At 64.4% G+C, this 20,202-nt stretch carries 18 protein-coding genes and 1 pseudogene; 8 read left to right on the top strand and 11 right to left on the bottom strand.

Annotated elements, in window-relative coordinates; genetic code table 11:
- The 3 genes from LTH93_RS05630 to LTH93_RS05620 form a co-directional block, all read right to left on the bottom strand.
- A partial coding sequence (locus LTH93_RS05630) for a hypothetical protein (RefSeq protein WP_241470335.1) occupies positions 1 to 339 on the bottom strand: 339 nt, incomplete at its 3' end.
- 71 nt (positions 340 to 410) lie between these two features.
- A complete protein-coding gene (locus LTH93_RS05625; RefSeq protein ID WP_241463567.1) occupies positions 411 to 965 on the bottom strand; it encodes a hypothetical protein in 555 nt (184 codons plus the stop codon).
- A gap of 50 nt (positions 966 to 1,015) precedes the next feature.
- The gene (locus LTH93_RS05620; RefSeq protein ID WP_241470334.1) at positions 1,016 to 1,417 is read right to left on the bottom strand and encodes a hypothetical protein; all 402 of its coding nucleotides are present in this window, start codon (positions 1,415 to 1,417) and stop codon (positions 1,016 to 1,018) included.
- 495 nt (positions 1,418 to 1,912) lie between these two features.
- Between LTH93_RS05620 and LTH93_RS05615 the strand changes: the two genes are divergently transcribed.
- The 5 genes and pseudogenes from LTH93_RS05615 (at position 1,913) to LTH93_RS05595 (ending at position 4,973) form a co-directional block, all read left to right on the top strand.
- Positions 1,913 to 2,362 (top strand): hypothetical protein, encoded by a 450-nt coding sequence (locus tag LTH93_RS05615; RefSeq protein WP_241470333.1) that lies wholly within the window; start codon positions 1,913 to 1,915, stop codon positions 2,360 to 2,362.
- Positions 2,363 to 2,521: 159 nt separating this feature from the next.
- Positions 2,522 to 2,669 (top strand): annotated as a pseudogene (locus tag LTH93_RS13430) (manganese catalase family protein); the annotation flags it as partial.
- Positions 2,670 to 3,129: 460 nt separating this feature from the next.
- The gene (locus tag LTH93_RS05605; protein WP_241463570.1) at positions 3,130 to 3,864 is read left to right on the top strand and encodes a GAF and ANTAR domain-containing protein; all 735 of its coding nucleotides are present in this window, start codon (positions 3,130 to 3,132) and stop codon (positions 3,862 to 3,864) included.
- On the top strand, positions 3,861 to 4,199 hold the full coding sequence (locus LTH93_RS05600) for a hypothetical protein (protein ID WP_241463571.1): 339 nt from the start codon (positions 3,861 to 3,863) through the stop codon (positions 4,197 to 4,199). Before LTH93_RS05605 ends, LTH93_RS05600 begins: the two co-directional genes overlap by 4 nt.
- Before the next feature lie 6 nt (positions 4,200 to 4,205).
- Positions 4,206 to 4,973 carry a GAF and ANTAR domain-containing protein gene (locus tag LTH93_RS05595; protein ID WP_241470332.1) on the top strand — a complete coding sequence of 256 codons (768 nt, stop codon included), beginning with the start codon at positions 4,206 to 4,208 and terminating at the stop codon, positions 4,971 to 4,973.
- A gap of 155 nt (positions 4,974 to 5,128) precedes the next feature.
- Here the strand turns inward: LTH93_RS05595 and fdhA are convergent, their stop codons facing one another.
- The gene (gene fdhA / locus LTH93_RS05590) at positions 5,129 to 6,346 is read right to left on the bottom strand and encodes a formaldehyde dehydrogenase, glutathione-independent (protein ID WP_241463573.1); all 1,218 of its coding nucleotides are present in this window, start codon (positions 6,344 to 6,346) and stop codon (positions 5,129 to 5,131) included.
- Between the two features lie 139 nt (positions 6,347 to 6,485).
- Here fdhA and LTH93_RS05585 point away from each other — a divergent pair, with 139 nt between their 5' ends.
- Positions 6,486 to 7,739 carry a helix-turn-helix transcriptional regulator gene (locus LTH93_RS05585; protein ID WP_241470331.1) on the top strand — a complete coding sequence of 418 codons (1,254 nt, stop codon included), beginning with the start codon at positions 6,486 to 6,488 and terminating at the stop codon, positions 7,737 to 7,739.
- A gap of 47 nt (positions 7,740 to 7,786) precedes the next feature.
- Here LTH93_RS05585 and LTH93_RS05580 read toward each other — a convergent pair whose 3' ends face one another.
- Positions 7,787 to 8,683 carry a hypothetical protein gene (locus LTH93_RS05580; protein WP_241470330.1) on the bottom strand — a complete coding sequence of 299 codons (897 nt, stop codon included), beginning with the start codon at positions 8,681 to 8,683 and terminating at the stop codon, positions 7,787 to 7,789.
- A 182-nt stretch (positions 8,684 to 8,865) separates the two neighbouring features.
- Positions 8,866 to 10,167 (bottom strand): M1 family metallopeptidase, encoded by a 1,302-nt coding sequence (locus LTH93_RS05575; protein WP_241470329.1) that lies wholly within the window; start codon positions 10,165 to 10,167, stop codon positions 8,866 to 8,868.
- Between the two features lie 136 nt (positions 10,168 to 10,303).
- Here LTH93_RS05575 and LTH93_RS13425 point away from each other — a divergent pair, with 136 nt between their 5' ends.
- Entirely contained in the window at positions 10,304 to 10,906 is a 603-nt protein-coding gene (locus tag LTH93_RS13425; protein WP_241470328.1) for a 4'-phosphopantetheinyl transferase family protein, read from the top strand.
- A gap of 34 nt (positions 10,907 to 10,940) precedes the next feature.
- Here the strand turns inward: LTH93_RS13425 and LTH93_RS05565 are convergent, their stop codons facing one another.
- The 4 genes from LTH93_RS05565 to LTH93_RS05550 form a co-directional block, all read right to left on the bottom strand.
- On the bottom strand, positions 10,941 to 11,192 hold the full coding sequence (locus tag LTH93_RS05565) for a hypothetical protein (RefSeq protein WP_241463578.1): 252 nt from the start codon (positions 11,190 to 11,192) through the stop codon (positions 10,941 to 10,943).
- A 63-nt stretch (positions 11,193 to 11,255) separates the two neighbouring features.
- Entirely contained in the window at positions 11,256 to 12,479 is a 1,224-nt protein-coding gene (locus tag LTH93_RS05560) for a heparan-alpha-glucosaminide N-acetyltransferase domain-containing protein (protein WP_370642686.1), read from the bottom strand.
- Positions 12,476 to 13,480 carry a 4-hydroxy-tetrahydrodipicolinate synthase gene (gene dapA, locus LTH93_RS05555; RefSeq protein ID WP_241470326.1) on the bottom strand — a complete coding sequence of 335 codons (1,005 nt, stop codon included), beginning with the start codon at positions 13,478 to 13,480 and terminating at the stop codon, positions 12,476 to 12,478. Before dapA ends, LTH93_RS05560 begins: the two co-directional genes overlap by 4 nt.
- Positions 13,481 to 13,518: 38 nt before the next feature.
- Entirely contained in the window at positions 13,519 to 17,577 is a 4,059-nt protein-coding gene (locus tag LTH93_RS05550; protein ID WP_241470325.1) for a Pls/PosA family non-ribosomal peptide synthetase, read from the bottom strand.
- 743 nt (positions 17,578 to 18,320) lie between these two features.
- Here LTH93_RS05550 and LTH93_RS05545 point away from each other — a divergent pair.
- Positions 18,321 to 18,947 (top strand): sigma-70 family RNA polymerase sigma factor, encoded by a 627-nt coding sequence (locus LTH93_RS05545; protein WP_241470324.1) that lies wholly within the window; start codon positions 18,321 to 18,323, stop codon positions 18,945 to 18,947.
- Positions 18,948 to 19,357: 410 nt separating this feature from the next.
- Here the strand turns inward: LTH93_RS05545 and LTH93_RS05540 are convergent, their stop codons facing one another.
- Positions 19,358 to 20,161, bottom strand: coding sequence for an exodeoxyribonuclease III (locus tag LTH93_RS05540; RefSeq protein WP_241463583.1), 804 nt, complete (start codon positions 20,159 to 20,161; stop codon positions 19,358 to 19,360).
- Positions 20,162 to 20,202: the final 41 nt, after the last annotated feature.

Raw genomic sequence — 20,202 nt, 5'->3', positions numbered from 1 at the left:
GGCGTCGTCCTTGACCCCAGCGGCCTCCTGCGCCGCGGTGTCCTTCACGGCCCGGCCGGCGTCCTTGGCATCACCGGCCACGTCCTGGGCCGCACTCTTGGCCTGATCTGACTTGGCCTGATCTGACCTGCCCTGCTCGGATGAGCCCTGATCTGATGGGCTCTGGTCTGATGTGCTCTGGCCAGTGCTGGGCCGGCTCGCGCTGGCCGGACCGGACCGGAACTGGTCGGTCGTGCCCGTGGTCTGTCGCGATGCGTGGGGTATGCCGGAGCGGGGGGTGACGTCGCCCGCGCTCTCCGGGAATTGGCGGTTCTGTGAAGTGTTGGTGGAGTCAGTCATGACTGCCTTTCGTTGTGATCTTCGACGAGGCGATGAGCGGGGTGGGGCTCAGACTGGGCGTACCTGGTGCCTCAGTGTGCAGCTTTGGCGCCGCGGATGTGATCATGGGTGCGATCGTTGTCGTCGCCCTCGATCTCCTTGGCCAACAGACCCGAGCCGATCGCCCAGATGGCTGCGCCGATCAGTCCCAGCCACACGCCGAGCTCGATGGAGAGGTTGTCACCGCGTTCCAGCGCTCCCATGGGTTCCATGGCGAAGGCCAGGCACTGCGCAGCAGCTGCGATGCCGACGGCCATCGAGACCAAGGTCAGACCGCGGTGTTGGCCGCGTCGAGCACGTCCGCGGGCAAGGAACAGGGCGACCAGCAGACCCACCCCCAGGTAGGCGATGAACGGAATCAGGGAGTCCGTCTCATAACCGCTGTAGGACTCGGAGTCTTCGGTGGTCACCCAGTCCAGGAACGGCGCGATGTTGAAGAGGAGCACGCCCACCACGGTGACGATCAGGCCGGTCGCGGCGGCGCGCCGCTGCTTGGGGGCCGGAGCATGATCGGTGCGATCGGTTTTGGGCCGGTTCGCAGCCGGAGTGTTGGGGCGGGATTCAGGGGTGTACGAGTTCTGCGTCATTGGGGATTCCTTCGTGTAGGGGGGGGGATTGAACCAGGGAAATCGTGGTGTCACGGCTCGCCGGACAAGCCGAGGTTCCAGTCGGGCATGTCTCCTCTGCTGGCCAGAGCGGCTAGCTCTTCCAGGACCGCCGGCCGGTGCTGTGCGCACCATGGGAAGACCGTGGTGGGTTCGAGAACACCGATGAGTTCTCCCTCGTCGCGGACCAGCAGGGGTCGGACTCCGTGAACCTGGAGCGTCGAGACATCGACGTCGAAGGAGTCTTCTGGGTGCAGAGAGGGAACGGGGATCTCGATCAAGTCCACACATCTCGTCGATGACGAGACCTCCGGGCTCAGCGGGCGAAGGGAGTCGCGGAGGTTCTGTTCGGTGCCGCTGACCAGCGGAATCACCGTGCGGCTTCGCGATGGAGCGCCCGGATCCAGCCCTACGTCTGCCTCGGTGAGTGTCATGAGACACCTGCCATGTCCGAGGACGTGGGGAGGATTGACGGGGGATGGTCCGCGTGCTTCTCGAACGGGGACGGCTCATGTCCGACGAAAGGGGCGTCCCGGCGCGGAGACGGCGAAGCTTGCTCGTCGCCTCGGGAAGGAAGCTGGATGCGGTCCTGGGTCAGACAACCATCAAGATCGATGGGGAGAGGACCGGGAAGAAGTTCGACGGCTATACCGGTACGTAGCGTGTGCTCCATCATTACCTAAACAGATCGGTAGGAGGAGTCCGCTACTTGAACTCTGCTCCGAGACTACGGGCTATTCCCTCAGAAGCAAACCGTTCGCAGCGACTGAAACTCGAAAGACCTCGCACAGACAGCTCGCGTGGAAACTCATCTCAGCGACAGAGAGGCGAGAGCGAACTGTGTGCTGCATGCGGCGATGGATCGGTGAGCTACGCTGTGGCCATAGCTCAAGAAGATGGGTTCTTGTTTCTTCAGACAAGGGTGCCCCATGGAGCACATTTCCCGAGTAGTCATCAGCACCTCCGGGCTGTCTGGACCGATCACCGTGGAGGTCGTGGGATGCCTGACCTTGGAAAGCTTCTCGGCAGCGTCTGCAGTCCTTGACCAGTTGCTGGCCGTCCGTTCGTTTCCGGATCTGATCGTCGACCTGCGGGGCACGGCGCATATCGAGCCCGTGGGGCTGGCGGCGTTGGAGATGTACTTCGCTGGCCACCGTGTTCCCCAAGGTCTTCCAGAGATATCTCTGGCGACACCGCGTTTTCCGCGGCCGTGCGTGGCCGATGAGTCTGCTGCCATGAGAACTCGGGACCCGCACTGGGACTCCCGCTCGCGCTCGGAACCGCGGTCTGAGAACACCTACGAACGGCGCCCGTTCCTTCGCTGGCGTTCATCGAAGAGTGCTGTTCTGCGCAGTCAAGAGGACCTTCACCCCGTTTGAGTAAGCAAGAAGCATCCCGTAGCTGCTGACATGAGGCCCGCAGCCCAGGGGCTGCCAGGTGGTCCATGGCGCATACTGCCCGTCGTTGGGAACATGTTCAGGTATCCGGACCAGCCAGAAGAAGCCTCATGGTTCTGCAGAACAAGCTCTGCGTACTACGCAACGCCCGAGAAGCCAGACGCCGTCTACGCCCGCAAACTCCAGGAAGTCATAGGTGGTCAGTACGGAGAGATCACCGTGGCCATGCAGTACAGCCTTCCAGGCATGAAACGCCCGCATTCCCGGAAAGTACCGGGACCTGCTATGGCTGACGGTTCGTGGGCCTCGGGACCCAGCCCGGACGGACTCGGTGAGTTCAGCTATGTGGAGACCCCGCCACCGAGGTGCCGAACATCGTGGAGAAGACGGCCGGTGCGGTGGCAGGACAAGCTGAGGAAGGAGTAGCCACGACCTGCTCACGCGAGGCGAGATCGCGCCATGGGTGGGGCCCCGCCTTGTGCGGACCGCACAGGTTGAAGGCGTATGGTTGCCCTCACGGAGGAGGGCCGTCGAGTGGTTGCAGGACAGGGCGCAGAGCAGCCGGATCGATTTCACAGTGGCGCAACAATGACCGCAGGTCAGGTGCGTCCGGTGAGTTCCGTGCCATTCCCACATCCACCCGTGAGCAGGACTCCACGCTCACGTGTGAAGCTCTCTTCGAGCCGGGGACTGGATCAAATCTTGTCGGTGTTGCGTTCTGCGCGCGTCACCGGTGCCGCCACAGGGAGATGATGATGCCAACCGAACTGCCACTGGACGAATTGTCGCTGGTGTTCGCCCGCGTCAATGGCATGTTGCTCAGTGAAGAAACCGTCGAACGCGCGGTTGAACTCCTCGCCCAGGCGGCGAAAAGCACTGTTCCGGGCGCGATCGGCGCCGGTGTGACGTTGATCAGCGATGCAGGGAGCAAGGAGAGCGCCGGCAGCACTGACCGGGTGGTCCGCGAGGCCGATGATCTCCAATACGTGACAGGGGAGGGCCCCTGCCTGAGTGCTTGGGCATCGCGCATGGTTGTCAACGTCCAAGACGTCCAGTCCGATCCCCGCTGGCCTGACTGGTCCGCGGCCGTCGTCGGGCTGCCAATTCGGTCTGTGCTCAGCGCGCCGCTGCAGCATCAGGAGATCGCCGTCGGCGCCATGAAGGTCTACTCCGCCGCGGACTCCGCCTTCACCTCGGAGACCGAACGGCTGTTGACGATGTTCGCCGTTCCGGCCGCTGCGCTCTTGTCTCATGTGCAGACCAAGGACCTTCCGGTGAAGCTCAGCGGATCCTTGCGGAACGCCATGGGCCGGCGCGACATGATCAATATCGGCAAAGGCATCCTCATGGCCCAATCCGGGTTCGACGAGGAAGCCGCGACCCTGCGCCTGATTCAGGTCGCCCGCGCCGAACGCATCACTGTGCTGGAGGTCGCCGAACACATCATCGCAGACGGCCAGCGCCAGGGCGGTAATCAGTTGTGAAGGATCCCAATCCACCGAAGCCTTCACGGCCTGAGGGCGACCTGCCCTCCGGTGGTTCGGGGGAGTCGCAGCGCCGAATCCTTGGCCGGGCGGTGCGCCATTCGGCGCTTCCACTGAAAGGGCTGTGGCTGCACTACTTCAGCATGGGCGGCACGGCCGGTGAGTACGAGCTCGATGCCTACATCAACGCCTCGTACTCGTTGCCTGATCTTCAGCAGGACATCTTGGCCCAGGCCGTGAACGAGATGATCGACATGCTCCCGCCGCCGCCCCGGGCGTCATACAGCGATGACACGGACGACGGCGGCCCGCCGACGAAAGAACTTCAGGGGTAAGACATCATGCAGAGCGTAGAAGAAATCCGGACGCAGGCGAACACAGAACAGGGACAGCCTTCCGCGCACGACCAAGGAAGCTCTGCCGGGGCGCATCAGCTGGCCTCACAGCTCGGCGATCTGGCCCGATCCCTCAACCAGGAGAGTCCGGAGGCCGTTCTCGAGCTCGTGGTGGCCGCCGCCATCGAACTCATCCCCGGCGTCGAAGAGGCCTCTCTGAGCATCGTGACCGGGCGCAAGGAGGTCGAGACGGTGGCTCCCTCCAGCGAGCTGCTCAGACGATTGGACGATCTGCAGGTGGAATTGACCGAAGGTCCTTGCCTCGAGGCGATCTACTCGGAACGAACCATCCGCGTGCGCGACATGGCGACCGAGACCCGGTGGCCCAGCTTCGCCCGGAAGGCGACCGAAGCCGGAGTGGGCAGCATGTTGGCCTTCCAGCTCTTCGTGGTGGGAGACAACCTGGGCGCGCTGAACCTGTACTCCAGTCAGGTCGACGCGTTCGACGATGACTCTGAGCATGTCGGGCTGATCGTCGCCTCACATGCCGCGGTTGCCCTCGCCGACGCCCAGCAGGTCAGCCAGCTCCACGAGGCGGTGCAGAGCCGGGACGTGATCGGACAGGCCAAGGGAATCCTGATGGAGCGCTACAAGATCACTGGACATCAGGCCTTTCTGCTGCTGGCCAAGGCCAGTCAGCACACCAACAAGAAGCTGCAGGTCCTTGCCGAAGACCTGGTCAACAGCGGAGAACTTACCGGCGGCAAGACCTGAGCGGAAGCGCAAGATGGGGAGCTTCGACTCGCCTGCTTGACGCCAGCTGCGCTCCGGGATGTCGAGAGATCGACATCCCGGAGTCGCTGGACGCGGTATTCGCCAGGGGGTTCCGTCGTTCTCCTTTGAACGGCAGGGGTCACCCCTGAAGCGAATCAGTTCTTGATGTAGCCGTTGGGATTGAGCACGAACTTCTTCGCCGCGCCTGCGTCGAACTCTGCGTATGCAGCCGGCGCCTCATCAAGTGGTATCGCAGTGGCGCTGACGGCCTTGGCGATCTGCACCTTCTCTTGAAGGATCGCCTGCATGAGGTGACGGTTGTACTTCATCACCGGGCACTGACCGGTGGCGAAGGACAGGGACTTGGCCCAGCCCAATCCCAGACGGATCGAGAGGGATCCTACTTGGGCTGCCTCGTCGACTCCGCCTGGATCTCCGGTGACGTACAGGCCGGGAATTCCGAGCGCGCCGCCCGCTTCGGTGAGGTCCATCAGCGAGTTCAAGACGGTTGCAGGTGCCTCCTGTGCTGAACCAGCGCCGTGTCCACGGGCCTCGAAGCCGACTGCGTCAACGCCGCACTCGACCTCCGGCACCCCGAGGATCTGCTCGATCTGGTCGCGGGGATCGCCCTTGGAGACATCGACGGTTTCGCACCCGAAGGAACGGGCTTGAGCCAATCGCTCCTCATTGAGGTCACCGACTATCACCGCACCTGCGCCCAGCAGCTGTGCACCGACGGCAGCGGCCAGTCCGACGGGGCCAGCACCGGCGATGTACACGGTAGATCCGGGTCCGACACCGGCAGAGTAGGCGCCGTGGAAGCCGGTCGGAAAGATGTCCGAGAGCATGGTCAGATCAAGGATCTTCTCCAATGCCTGGTCCCGGTCTGGGAATTTCAGCAGGTTCCAATCGGCATAGGGCGTCAGCACATACTCCGCCTGCCCTCCGACCCACCCTCCCATGTCCACGTATCCGTAGGCGCTGCCAGGGCGGTCTGGATTCACATTGAGACAGATTCCGGTCTTGCGTTCCTTGCAGTTGCGGCACCGCCCACAGGAGATGTTGAACGGCACTGAGACGATGTCGCCGACCTTGATGAATTCAACATCAGGGCCTACCTCCACCACTTCACCGGTGATCTCATGTCCGAGAACGAGCCCCGCGGGGGCGGTGGTCCGGCCTCGCACCATGTGCTGGTCGGAGCCACAGATATTCGTGGCCACTGTCCGGAGGATGGCGCCGTGCGGAACTTTGCGTCCGATGTTGGCGGGATTGACGCCTGGCCCGTCCTTGAGCTCGAACTCGGGATAAGGAGTATCTACGACCTCCACCACACCCGGACTCTTGTACGCGATTGCACTGTTTGCAGACATTGCTATCCTCTCGTTGGACCATGGCGGGTGGGTTCCGCCACATGCATCAAGTCTCTATTTGGGCGTGAGTCTTCTCAATGACCCTTGAGGTTGGTTACACCTCTACCTTCGGGTAGGTCACATCAGTAGTATTCGGAATATGGAACGCGTCACATTTTCCGACGATCTGCTCCACCGGCTCTTCGAAGTTCTCGGCTCGCCGCTCGGCTCGATCGCTCGCGGGCTCTCTGAGCTGCTGGGCCCGCTGGTGTCGCACTCAGCATTGGTCATGTTCACCGCCGACATCAGTGGCGGCCGTTCTCAGTATTCTGGCGATCCGGCTGTTCACCGCGGTGTGCGTGGACTGGACCTTGATCAGATCCGGAGAACGATCGGCAGTGTCGAGGGCGTCCACCAGACCACGCTGCGGGTCGGGGAGGATGAGCGCTCGACACTGCAGGTTCTGGCCCGCAACGGTGCGCTCTTGGTCATCACTGATCCAGGCCCGGTGTCTGATGTCGAGCGACTGCTGGACATCTGGAACATCGTCTCGCTGCACGTGCAGGAGCGCGCAGACGAAGCCGCGCCGGACTATCTCCGCCATGCACGGTCGACTGCGGGGGTCCGTCTCCAGGCGCTGAGCGAGATCAGAGACGAGTACTCGGCGATTTTGGACAGCATCCTTGTTCCGCTCAGATCAGGACAGCTTTCTGATGCCTCAGCGCGAGACGCTGCCATTGCCCGATCCGCCGCAGGACTGACTCGACTTCACACCATGACCGGGCAGGCGCGCACCGTAGCAGAGGAGCCGGTGGCCAGGTCCTTCGCGCGTCTGAAAGAAGAACTTTGGTCCGCCGCGCGCTACTGGCACGTTGAACTCGAGTTCATAGAACCGCCTGAGGGTGACCACCTGGTCTCCGATGACATCGCTCGTGGAGCCAGGGCCGTGGTCCACCGAGTCATTCTCAGCCGGATGGAGAGTTCTGAGATCAGCCGTGTGCGCGTGCAGTGGGACTGCGACGGCACCGATCTCATCGTCAATGTTCGCGATGATGGCGATGGTGGGACCGCCGATGCAGATACCTTGCTGCAGATTGCTCAGCAGCGCGTCCATGCACTCAGGGGGCAGATTTCGGTGAATTCGACATCAGGTTGGGGTGCAGAGCTCAAGGTGGTCCTTCCGCTGGATCCTCCCCCGGTTCTGCCGTCCACGGCAGCGATCGCCGGCCTCCGGCCACGGGAGATGCAAGTAGCGAACCTTCTGGCGTCAGGAAGCAGGAATCGTGCCATCGCTGATGAGCTGGGGATCAGCGAGAACACGGTGAAGTTTCACATCTCTCGGATTCTGCACACGCTGAAGGCCGACTCCCGCGCGGAGGCCATCGCCGCGCTCCTGGCTGAACAACGGGCCTGAGGAACCCATAGATCGTGGAGTTCGCTCGTACGAGATTTCGCCCTGGACTATTCCGCCAGCGCCTCATCGAGGATCTGCGCCTGGGGCAGCGAGAAGTGGTCCTCTCCCTCCGGATACTCGGCCCGCACCTGCTCGAACCCCTGTTGGCGATACCAGGCTGAGCCTTTCTGGGCGGCCGTCACTGCGTCGAATGGTGCGTAGGCGACAGTGCCGTCATCCAAGGTGCCCGTCACCCAGAGCAGTTCAAGGGACTCCCGCTGCGCCGATGTGGGTTCTGCGACGGCGGCCTGTGGAGCTCCTCCGCCGCCGATCATCACGGCGCCCCCGGTCACAGCTTCAGGGGTCCGGGGGAGCACGCCATAGGTGATCATCTCGGCACCCCCCGAGTACCCCATCCACCAGACGCGCCCGGCGTCGACGGCGTAGGGTTCCAGCACGCGTTCGTTGAGCAGATCGCGCAGCCAGGGAAGGTTCGTCGAGATGTCGTTCCACCAGGTCACTTCGCCTTGCGCATCCGGGGTGAGCGGTGCCAGCAACATCATGTTGTGCGATGCGGCGACGGCGGCGAGACAGTTCAGCAGCCCGTCGGGGTCCTGATGTTCGGCCCCGCCGTCGCCATGGAGCCTGACCACCACGCCTACCGGCTCGTCGAAATTCACGCCCCTGGTGTAAAGGTGGTAGCTGCTGGTCGAATAGCCCGAGGTGAACTCGCGAGCGAGCTGCACAGAGTCCACTGCATCCCCAGACTCGCCGCCGCTGACGGGATCGGGGTTCGCCCGCGGGTCGGGTGGCGCGATCCCGTGTGCTTCACATCTGGCAGGGGACTCCTCAGCGGCCTCCGTGTCCTCCTCTTCACCCAAGAGCATGCTCAGCATGAAGAACCCGACGAGCACGGCGAGCACGGCTACCCCCATTCCGGACAACAATGCCCAACGCTTCGTCATAGCTGCATTCCTCGTGGTTGCGCCGGGCGTCGGCTCCGAGGGTTCTTCGGAGACGCCGGACGGTGGATCTGATGGGGTTCGTGCATCGGCATGAGTGGCTTCTGCGAAGAGTGTATGAGATACGGGGCCGCAGTTGAGCGCAAATGCGTGAGGAACCCGGTGTCCACTGATGGAAGCGCTGCTCAGGGCAGGCGGGGGAGTCGCGGTTCGAACAGCCAGGCGTGCAGCAGTGACCGTATCGGCTGGCCTGAGACTCGCTCGGCGTGGTCGAGAAAACCAGCGGTGGACACCGTGCGGTATCGGTTCTCTGCCGTCCATGAGCGCAGCACCCGGAAGAACACGTCATCCCCCGTGAGGGAACGCAGGGCGTGCAGCGTGAGCGCACCGCGCATGTAGACACGGTCGTCGAACATGCCCGGGCCGCCGGGATCGGTGAGCACGATGTTCTGCGGCAGGGTCGCCAGTCGATCGTGCGCCTCGCGTGCGTGGGTGTCGATGCCGCGCTGGCCGGAGTCCTCCGACCACAGCCACTCCGCGTAGGTCGCGAAGCCTTCGTTGAGCCAGATGTCAGCCCATCGATGCGGGGTCACCGAATTGCCGAACCATTGGTGAGCGAGCTCGTGGGCGACCAGGCGCTCCCTGCTCCAACCAGGCCTGAGATGATTCGAGCCGAGTATCGACAGCGGCTGGGATTCCAGCGGCATCTCCAGCGCCTCGTCGGTCACGACGACCGTGTAGGAGCCGAAGGGGTATTCCCCGAAACGCCGATCGAAGACCGTCATCATCGCGTGCTGCTTGCCCAGAGAGTCCTGCGCCTGCTTCCACAGATGATCCCCGCAGGCCAGCCACAGGGGAACTCGTGCGGGCGCGTGTCCGGCGGGTGAGATCCGGTCGCGTCGATACGCGCCGATCTGCACCGTCGCGAGGTAGGTGGCCAGCGGGTGTGCGGATTCCCAGGTCCATGCCGTCCGGCTGCCATGACGGGTCACCTCCAGCAGCTCGCCGTTGCTGATCGCCGTGTAGTCCGAATCGACCAGAACTGTGCAGCGGTAGGTGGCCTTGTGGCTGGGGTGGTCGTTGCACGGAAACCAGGTGGCCGCTCCATTCGGCTGGCCTGCCACCAGCACGCCGTCGGAGAGCTCCTCCCAACCGACGTCGCCCCAGGTGCCGCGCTGTGGTCGGGGTTTTCCGGCATAGCGCACGTCGATGATGATCGGCTCATCCGCGGCGAAGTGTGAGTGCAGCACCAGCTTGGTGCGAGTCTGCTTGAACCGGGTCTTGGTGTCGTTGAGCAGCACCTGGCTGACCTTCAGCCCGCACAGATCAAGTTCGATGGTGGACGCCTCGGCGAGCACCCGGCCGTGGAGCACTGCTCGGCCGGTGAGTCGGTTCGGCCGGATCTCGTAGTCCAGATCGAGGTCGTAGTGGTCGATCTGGAGATCCGTCGATCCAGAGGTCGGAGTATAGGAATCGAGCTGGCTCATGGGAGAAACACACGTCCTTCTGCAAGATCGTCCGATTTCGGTTCGCGACCCTCGTGCGCAGTGAAACGGTGTGAGAATGAGCTGATTCGATCAGGTTCAGTGTTCACCGCGAGTCAGGGTTTCGGGAGGTGGTTCGGTGGAGTGGACGTATCGTTTCGGCAGCGAGGTGGACTCGGTCGTCCGCGCCCTGGTTGCCGAAACCTATGGTGTCGAGCCGGCACGGGTGGAACTGCCGCGCAAGCGTGGAGCACCGGAGGCCAGGATCGAGGGGCAGCGGATAGAGGTCTCCAGGTCCCGCTCGCAGGGATATGTCGCGGCGGCCTGTGCCGGTCCAAGTGAGAAGTTCTCCTTGGGGATCGACATCGAGGCGGTGAGGCCATTTCTGGCTTCGGCGACAGAGCCACGCCGTTTTGCGGAGGTGGTGCTGGCGCCGGAGGAGATCCGGTGGTTCCTCGCGACCAGACGTGTCGCTGAGGCGCAGCGACTGTCCTGGCTGTTGCGAACCTGGGTGCGCAAGGAGGCGGTGCTGAAGTCGTTGCATACGGGCTTCGACACCAGCCGCGGCGGCATGCCGCCCACTGCCGTGGTGCTGAACGAGCCCTGGGAAGCCCCCGCGTGTCTCAGCCACGCCCTGGTGACGTTGACCGACCTGCCCACCCGGGACGACGTCGGGGACTCTGGGCCCGTGATGCTGGCTCTGGCCCAGAACACAGGCCCGGTCAGGCGCCCGCGCCGGTGAATCCTCGGGCGGAAGACGGCCCGATCCGACGATGCTACCTGCGTCGGCCCTCGGAGGACCGCCCGGGCTCGGCGGCGTCACCGGGCGTTCCGGCGCTGTCGCACTTGCGCCGCCATCGTTCCTTCACGTCCTCGGGCAGATCTTCCCATGGCTCAGCCTCCGACATCATCAGACCGGCAAGCATCTTCCTTCGTTCGTCGTACAAGGATTTGCCCGCCTCGTCCCGGTTACTGCGCACGTACCCCTCCAGCACCGTGGAAAACAAAAGACAAGAAGGCGTGCGCATATGGCAACGCCTGATTCTCGGAGACAGTCTAGTGGACCGAGAACTGCAGGCGTCTCTGCATCGCTACCCCGGTGTCCTTCCCCGCAGCCGAGTCTCGACCCGGCCCCGCACGATCCGGGCGGCCGTCGAGACCCCCCGCTCCAGCGGGCCCGGCCCCTTGAAGTGCAGCCAGACTACGGCGAACGCGATGGCCGCCATCGTCTGGACGATGAGCGAGACCCAGGGCGCGTCCGCAAGGAATCCGGTGGCCAGCAGGAGCAGATGCGCGCAGTACAGCGTCAGCGTCATGCCTCCGATCGCCGCCAACGGGTGCAACATCCGCCTCGCCGATCGAGCGATCAGCAGCATGGCTCCGAGCACCGCCACCGCGATGCCGAGTGAATGGAACACCTCGAACGGCGTCGATGTATAGGGGGCCAGAACAGTCAGCCACCACCATGTCGTCGTCGGAAGGTCCGGGGGCGGACCCCAGGTGAGGAACTCAGTCATCTCCCGTGCTGACCACGGGGTCGCCGCGAGCAGCCGTTCCCGGCCTCCCAGCGGTCCCTGGAGCAGAGATGAGGTCAACCAGGCGCCGACGGCGATCAGTGTGCCGGTGAGGAACAGTCGAAGCCCGGTGCGCCGGTTCCTCAGGTCCAGGCGACCGATAGCCAGACCTGCGCATACGTACGCCATCCACGGGATGACAGGGAAGCTGCCGGTGAACAGCACGACGCTGACGAACGTGATCGGCTCGGTGAGAAGGGTGGTGAAGGTGGGATCGTAGCCGTCGAGGTTCGGCAGGGCGTTCTGCGTCAGATGGACCATGACCGGACCCAGCACCGCGATGCCGACTGCGACGCCCACCAGTGCCCTGACGGAGAGCCGGAGCAGCGGGATGGCCAGGAGGAACATGACGCCGTAGTAGACCAGGATGATGGATGCCGGCGGATCGACGTAGGCGATCAGAAGTCCAAGGACGGCGATCAGCGCCGCCCGGACGCCCAGCGCCGCCCGGGAGGCGGTCAGCGCGGGGCCGTGCGGCGGACGAGTGCCGCCCGTCATGAATGCCAGAGCCAAGCCTGCCAGCAGGGCGAAGAGCGTGGCCGACACACCTGAGAATGCAGTCCAGATGAAGGTCGGCTCACCATTGTCCGTCCAGGATGGAAGGATATGGATGGCCATCATGCTGATCAGCGCAAGGCCTCGTGCTGCATCGACCCCGATCAGACGACGTCTGCGCGTGTCCCCGGGTGCGGATGTCTGCGGCGAAGTGCCGGAGACGGAAGCTCTGAGGACACCCCTCACGGCAGCCGCAGGCTCAGAACAGGTCGCGACTGACCGGACTGCGACACCGTGGCCTCGGCTGACACCAAGCGTCGGCTCGGCATCGATCGATCCGGGATGCCGGATGCCGTCAGGTCCTGAGACAGCTGCTCCCGCTGCGCTTCGTCGAGCTCCACCAGGGGCATCCGCACCGGACCGGCGGGCAGCCCCCGCATCGCCAACGCCGCCTTGACCGAAGCGGCTGCGGGCGAGCGGAACATGCCCTCATAGATGGCGAGCAGCTGACGGTGGATTCCGGCAGCCTGTGCCGTTCTTCCCTGCTGGTGGCAGCGGTGCAGATGGCGCAGCAGATCCGCGGCGACGTGCCCGACTACTGAGACGAAACCCGTCGCCCCGATCGAAAGCAGCGGCAGGTTCAACACATCATCGCCTGAGTAGTAGGCGAGATCGGTGTGCCTCATGACCCAGGAGCTCGAGGCCAGATCACCCTTGGCATCCTTGACCGCGACGATCTGCGGGTGTTCCGCGGCCGCGACGAGAGTCTCCCGGCGGATCTCAACGCCGGTGCGCTTCGGGATGTCATAGAGCATGACGGGCAGCGAGGTGCTGTCCGCGATGGCCGTGAAATGCCGCAGCAGGCCCGCTTGGTCGGGACGGCAGTAATAGGGCGCGACCACCATCAATCCATCGGCGCCGGCCGCCGCGGCAGCCTGGGCCAGCTCGATGCTGTGCTGGGTGTCGGCCACCCCGACTCCTGCGATCACTGTCGCCGTGCCGCCGACCGCGGCGGACACCGTCCTGATGATGGCTGTCTTCTCGGCGTCGGTGGTGGTGATCGACTCGCCGGTGGTGCCGTTGACGACGAGTCCGTCGTTCCAGCCGTCACGGGTGAGCCAGCGGGCCAGGTCTCTGACCCCTTCGAAGTCCAGCTGCCCGGATTTGTCGAAGGGTGTCACCATGGCCGTCATCACTGTGCCGAACTGGGGTGTGATCCGAAACCTGAAGTCTTGTGCCGAGTCCATTGTGTCTCCTTCTTCTGGGTTCTCAACCTTGTGCCGTCTCAACGGAGCGTTTCGGCGGTTTCGAAAGACTTTCGGGTGTCTGCAGCGTCGTGGGTCCGCCGAATGGGGTTGCCGTTCCACGTGGTTGATGCAGGGATGCTCTCCGAACGCATCACCAGTGAGCCGGCGCCGACGATCGCATGCGCCCCCAGGGAGCTGCCGGGGAGCACGATGCTGTTCGCCCCGAGCGAGGAGCCCTCCTCGAGACGGACCCGATCCAGCCGCATGATGCGGTCATGGAAGAGGTGTGTCTGCAGGACGGTCCCGCGATTGACCGATGCGCCTTTGTCGAGCTGGATCAGATCGAACTCGGGCAGCCACCAGGTTTCGCACCAGACTCCTCGACCGATTCGCGCTCCCATGGCGCGCAGCCAGAGGTTCAGCAGCGGAGTGCCCAGGCTCATTCGGATCAGCCCCGGCACGGCGAGGGCTTCGGAGAAGCAGTCGGCCAGCTCGTTGCGCCAGACGAACGAGCTCCACAACGGGCGTTCGGATGCTTTGAATCGACCGACGAGCAGCCACTTGGCGGTCACCGCGATCAGCGCGGCGACGATCCCGCTTGCCAGCAGCACGGGCCCGGAGAGCAGCACTGCGAGCCCGAATCCGTAGTTGGTGTACACCATCGCGAGCACCCAGACCGTGACCAGCGCCAGCCAAGCGGTGATGAACATCGGCAATATGCGGCACAGTTCGATCGTTGCCCGGGCGACCTTGAGCCTGCGGGGCGGATTGAAGGTCAATGATGTGTCGACCTCCTCCACGGCTCGCGGCAGCTCGATCGGAGGGTTGCCCAGCCACAGGGAGTTCAGCGGCATGTCCTTCGGTGCCGAAGACAGCACGGCGACGAGTGAGTTGGAGGGCATTCTCTGGTTCGGACCGAGGATCGCCGAATTGCCCAGGAAGGCCTTCTGGCCGACGCTGCCGCTTTCGAGTTTCAGCCAGCCGCGACGAACGTACTTGGAGGAGGCCAGCGAATGGTCGGCCAGGAAGGACTTGTCACCGACGCTGGTCAGATGTGGGATGGCCTCAACGGTGGCCGCCTCGACGTCCTTCCCCACGTGGGCACCGAGCAGGCGAAGCCAGACGGGGGTGAGCATGCTGCTGTAGAGCGGATACATGTTGGTCAGCGATTTCGACATCAGCTGACCGGACATCCAGGCGGCCCACGCGGGAACACTGTGCACCGAATAGGTGCCGCGAGGCATCAGTCGGCCCATCAGCCGGACGGAACCCGCCAGCAGGCCGAGGTATGCAATCACCGAGATGATGATGAACACCGGTGTCCAGGCGGCGAGCGTCCACAGCGCAGGGACCAGTGCTTCGTAGTCTGAGATCAGGTAGAGCATGAGTGCCGCTCCGGGCAGAGATGCCAGCAGCCCCAGCAGCCCCAGCAGGACGAGCCCGAGCGGGTACAGCAGATCGATGCCGCGGGAGCGGTGCTCCTTGGCCTCCTCAGTGTCCGGCCAGTCCTGTCCGGAGACGCCGACCAGTTCCAGCGGGGAACCCGCCCAGTGCTCATTCGCCGGGACCATGCCGGTGACCACGCTGGCGGGGGCGATCTCTGCGTTGTCACCGATCACTGCCCCGCCGAGCAGGGTCGACCTGGTGCCCACGCGGGCGTCCTGGCCGATTCGGACCACGCCGATGTGCAGCTCGTCGCCCTCCAGCCAGTGGCCGGCAAGGTCGACGTCGTGTTCGATGGAGGCGCCGGACTCAATCGCGGCGAGGCCGGTGACCGGCGGGAGCGCGTCCAGGTGGACGTCCTTGCCGACCCCGGAACCCATGGCGCGGGCAAGTGCCGGGGCGAAAGGAGTCCCCATCAGCCCGTCCAACTGGCAGAAGGTCATGATCCGTTCCGCGGCCCAGAGACGGACGTGTATCTGCCCGCCTCGCGGGTAGATGCCCGGTCTGACCTTGAAAAGCAGCAAGCGGGCAGAGCCGATCGCGGCCACCGCCCTGGCGGGCAGGCTGAACAGGACCAGCCAGGCGATCAGTGTCGGCACCAGCGGCGGGTTCGGGACCCAGGGTGTTTCACCGATCTGGAAGAGCACCAGGCAGACGATCGCGATGCCGGTCACGTAGCGAAGGCCAGTGATGCTGTAGAGGCCCGCGATCAGCGGCATCTGCAGGAAGCCGGTCCATCGTGGCGTGGGACGAGTCGTGCGTTCCACGGCGCTTGCCGGATCCAGCTGTCGAAGGTGTGAGGACATCGCGGAAAGTGTGGGATGAGCGTAGAGGTCAGCGATAGAGACGTCCGGGTAGCGCTTGCGCAGCGTCGAGACGAGCTGTGCTGCGGTCAGGCTCGATCCGCCCATGGCGAAGAAGTCGCTGTCCGCGCTCAGCGGGACCGGTCCCAGCAGGCTGGTCCACTTCTCTGCCAGCCAGACGAAGTCGGTGTGCAGCGCGGTGGCTGCGGCTGCTGCGCTCGGGTCGGCGGGCAGGGGCCAGGGCAGCGCCTTGCGATCGACCTTGCCGGAGGTCTTCACCGGCAGTTCATCGATCACCGCGAGTGCGGGGATGAGCCGCCCTGGCAGCTGCTCGCTGAGCTGGGCGCGGGCCTCGACAAGGTCGATGGTTCGGCCCGCTGCCGGCACAAGGTATCCCGCGAGGATGCCATTGCCGTCCGGGCTGCTCTGCACCGCGCTGGCACCCGCGGCAACGTTCGGCAGGTGACTGAGGGCCTCATCAACCTCGCCCAGCTCAACACGCTGACCTGCAAGCTTGACCTGATCATCAGACCTGCCCACGAACATCAGCCCCTCGATCTCGGCTCGGACCAGATCGCCGCTGCGGTAGGCCCGAGGCCAGCCGAGCGTCGTCATCGGAGCGTACTTCTCGGCATCCTTCTGCGGGTCCAGGTAGCGTCCCAGCCCGACCCCGCTGATCACCAGTTCTCCGACTTCGCCCCAGGCGACAGGCTGATCCTCGGCATCCACCACGGCCAGCTGCCAGCCCGGAAGGGGGAGGCCGATGCGCACCGGCATGGACTCGTTGACCAGAGCGGCGGTGGAGACCACGGTGGCCTCGGTTGGGCCGTAGGTGTTCCAGACCTCCCGGCCGGAGGTGGCCAGGCGGGCCACAAGTTCCGGAGGGCAGGCCTCGCCTCCAAAGATCAGAAGTCGGATGTCTTTCAGGAACTTCGCCGGCCACAGCGCAGCCAGCGTCGGAACGGTCGACACGACAGTGATGCCGCGTTCAGTCAGCCAGGGACCGAGGTCTTCGCCGGAGCGGACGACGTCGCGTGGTGCAGGCACCAGGCAGGCTCCGTAGCGCCAGGCCAGCCACATCTCCTCGCAGGAGGCGTCGAAGCTGACGGAAAGGCCTCCCAGTACTCGATCCCCGGGTCCAAGCGGTGAATCGACCCAGTACACAGAGGCCTCGGCATCCACGAACGCCGCCGCCGAGCGGTGCGAGATGGCGACGCCCTTGGGCTTGCCGGTGGAGCCGGAGGTGAAGATGATCCAGGCATCGTCATCACCGGTGGGAGGACGATCCGCTCCACGCGGGGGTGACTCGGGCCTGAGGTGAACATTCAGTCCAGATTCCACCACGGCGGTGACGTCGGCCTCTGTCCACACCAGCCTGGCGCGATCCTCCGGTTCGTCGTGGTCCACCGGAACGTAGGCGGCGCCGCGGATGAGGGCCGCAAGAATGGCGATGTAGAGGTCCGCAGTTCCTGACGGCACCCGGATGCCTACGCGGTCACCCGTGCCGATGCCGGATTCCCTCATGGTCAGCGCCACCGATTCGATGCGGCCCAGGAGATCCATGTAGGTCAGCGCGACGACACCGTCGTCGATTGCGATTGCATCGGGATAGTTGTCCACGGTGTGGAAGAAGATGTCCAACAGGGTGCGCGGAGCGGGCACAGTCCCGCCGGAGTACACGGCGGTCGACGGCGCGAAATTGCCTCTGTACTTGGAGGAGCCTGCCGGAGCGGTCAGTGCCAAGACCTCATGGGGTGTCTCTTCTCGGCGGACTGGGACTGAGGAAGTCTTGAGTGCAAGGTCCGGGGCCAGCGAGGGGAGGGCCTTCGGCGAGCCTTCGTATAGAACCATGAATCACCTTTTCGGATGGAAATGTCAGCGTCTCTTCGGTATCAGGGCGCGACCGATGGTTTCCGGTCCGTATGGCGGAACGGTTGTGAATAGGGATACGGGAGCATCCGTCGCAACGTTCAATGAAGTTTCAAAAAGACTGCGCACATGGATGCAGGGGGAGGTCGTGCACACAGGGTCAAATTGGTGAACAGGGCTGACGACGTCTTGGGTCACAGCGCGCGGCGAAGGGTGCAGCTCGACAGTGACTTGTTGCTCAGGGCGCGCGTCCCGGTTCATGTGCGGATCGCGTCCGGAACGCCGATGTGATGCGAATGCCAGCGTTCTGTAGAAGGGCAATCAAGCTCCTCACCCGCGGCGCAGGGGGGGGCAGGGGAGCAGGCGGGGCGCACGAGACGCTCTGCCGACAATGTGAGTTCAACCACATCTTGTGGAAACCAGGACTCCCCGGCTATTCTGCTAGAGGCTTCAGTACTTAAGGACCGTCCCCGGGTCACTTCCTTGCACCGGACGCGCTCGGGGACCAGGAAGGTGAGTTCTTATGCCTATCTCCCCAACCGTTCCACGCAGCACCGCTGGGAAGATGGTTTCCACCACGGCGCAGCCCCCTCGTGAGCCTGATTCGCCCTCGCTGACCCCTCTGGTACAGCGGCCTTCGGCGCTGGTGAGGGTGTTTGAGTCAGGCGTGAGCATCGCACCTCCATCTGGACGTCGCCAGCTGATCACGCGGACCTTTTCATTCGATGGCAGCTCATCCGTATTCCCGAGCCCTGGCTCGCGAGGGGGTGTCTTCGATGGACCCCGAGGATGACAAGCCCTTCGATGTACGGGAAGCCTTTGCCGAACACGGAGGAGCCCTCTTCTCCTTCGCCCTCAACGCGCTGGGTGATCGAGCCGAGGCGGAGGACTGCGTGCAGGAAGCGTTCATCCGAGCCTGGCGGAACCGAGAGCGATACAGCAGCTCGCGCGGCTCGGTGCGGACCTGGCTGTTCGCCATCGTGCGGAACCTCGTCATCGACTGCCTCCGGGCGCGCGCCCGGCGCCCGGCGCCCTCGGACGCGGAGAAGATCGAATGGGCGAGCGAGCCGGTGACGGAAGACCTGCTCATCGTGGAGCGGCTCGTCCTGTATGAGTCCCTGGCCACCCTCACCTTCGAGCACCGGGAGGTCATTGCCGCTGTTCAACTGGACGGCGTAGGCTATCAAGAGCTTTCGGAACAGACGGGGGTTCCGGTCGCGACCTTACGGACGCGGATGTACTACGGGCTCAGATCACTGCGGATGGCACTGGGGGGGAATGCTCACGATGGGGGAGATTCCTTCGCGGCGGGAGGAGCTCATCGCCGGGGCGCTGACGGGCGATCTCAGTGACGCTGAGTGGCAGGAGTTCGACCAGGCCCGGGCGGCAGACCCGTCGATCGACGTGGAGCTCGCGGAGCTTCGCGCAACGGCCGCTCGTCTTGATGCGGCGAACGTGACCTGGCAGGAGGAGGCCCCACCTCCAGGCCTTGAGGAACGGATCCGCAGATCAACCTTCGAAGCTGACCGAGATTCAGACGGCGAAGATGGACGGTCGAGGTCGTACTCGCCGTCCTGAAGCATGGCTGACGCCAGCCTCGTGTTTCATGGCCGATGGCGGCGTGATGCGAAGGCTGTTGAGCAACCCGAGATACCAGGCTGACCTGCGTAGATGATGATCGCCGGCTCAAGGTCTCTGCGCCCGATCCTCCACGTGGGGGATCAGGCGCCGTCGTCGTCCAAGCAGGTCTAGCGGTACCGCGTCAGTTCAGCTCGACCACCACGGGGGCGTGGTCGGAGGCGCCCTTGCCCTTGCGCTCCTCGCGGTCGATCGAGGCAGAGGTGACACGCTCGGTCAGGGCGGGTGAGCCGAGCACGAAGTCGATGCGCATGCCTTCCTTCTTCGGGAAGCGCAGCTTGGTGTAGTCCCAGTAGGTGTAGACCCCGGGGCCTGGGGTGTGCGGCCGCACGACCTCGGTGTAGCCGCTGTCCAGGAACCCCTGGAACGCCTCGCGCTCGGGGGCGGAGACGTGGGTCAGGCCCTGCTCGCGGAAGAAGTCGATGTCCCAGACATCCTCGTCCTGCGGGGCGATGTTGAAGTCGCCCATCAGCGCGATCTGGGCCTTGGGGTCCTCGCCCAGCCAGGACTCGGCGTGCTCGTTGAGCTGTCGCAGCCAGGCCAGCTTATAGCTCATGTGCTCGTCCTCTAGGGAGCGCCCGTTGGGCACGTAGAGGCTCCAGATGCGCACTCCGCCACAGGTGGCGGCGATGGCGCGGGCTTCCTGGATCGGGTCCTTGCCGCCCTTGCCGAAGACCGGCTGGTCCTGGAAGGTCCGCTCCACGTCCTTCATGCCGACCCGGGAGGCGATGGCGACGCCGTTCCACTGGCTGAGTCCGAAGTGGGCGACGTCGTAGCCGTTGGCCTCGAAGAGCTCCCAGGGGAAGTTCTCGTCCTTGCACTTGGTCTCCTGGATCGCCAGGACGTCCACCTCTGATCGATCCAGCCAGGCCTCGACCCGGTCGGCTCGCGCTCGCATCGAGTTCACATTCCATGTCGCAATCCGCATGGCCCAAAACTACCAGCGGCGCACTGATGCTCCCTGCGAGG

This window comes from Nesterenkonia sp. DZ6, from assembly GCF_022565835.1.
Lineage (GTDB): Bacteria > Actinomycetota > Actinomycetes > Actinomycetales > Micrococcaceae > Nesterenkonia.
This window is presented reverse-complemented; position numbering and strand designations above follow the sequence as displayed.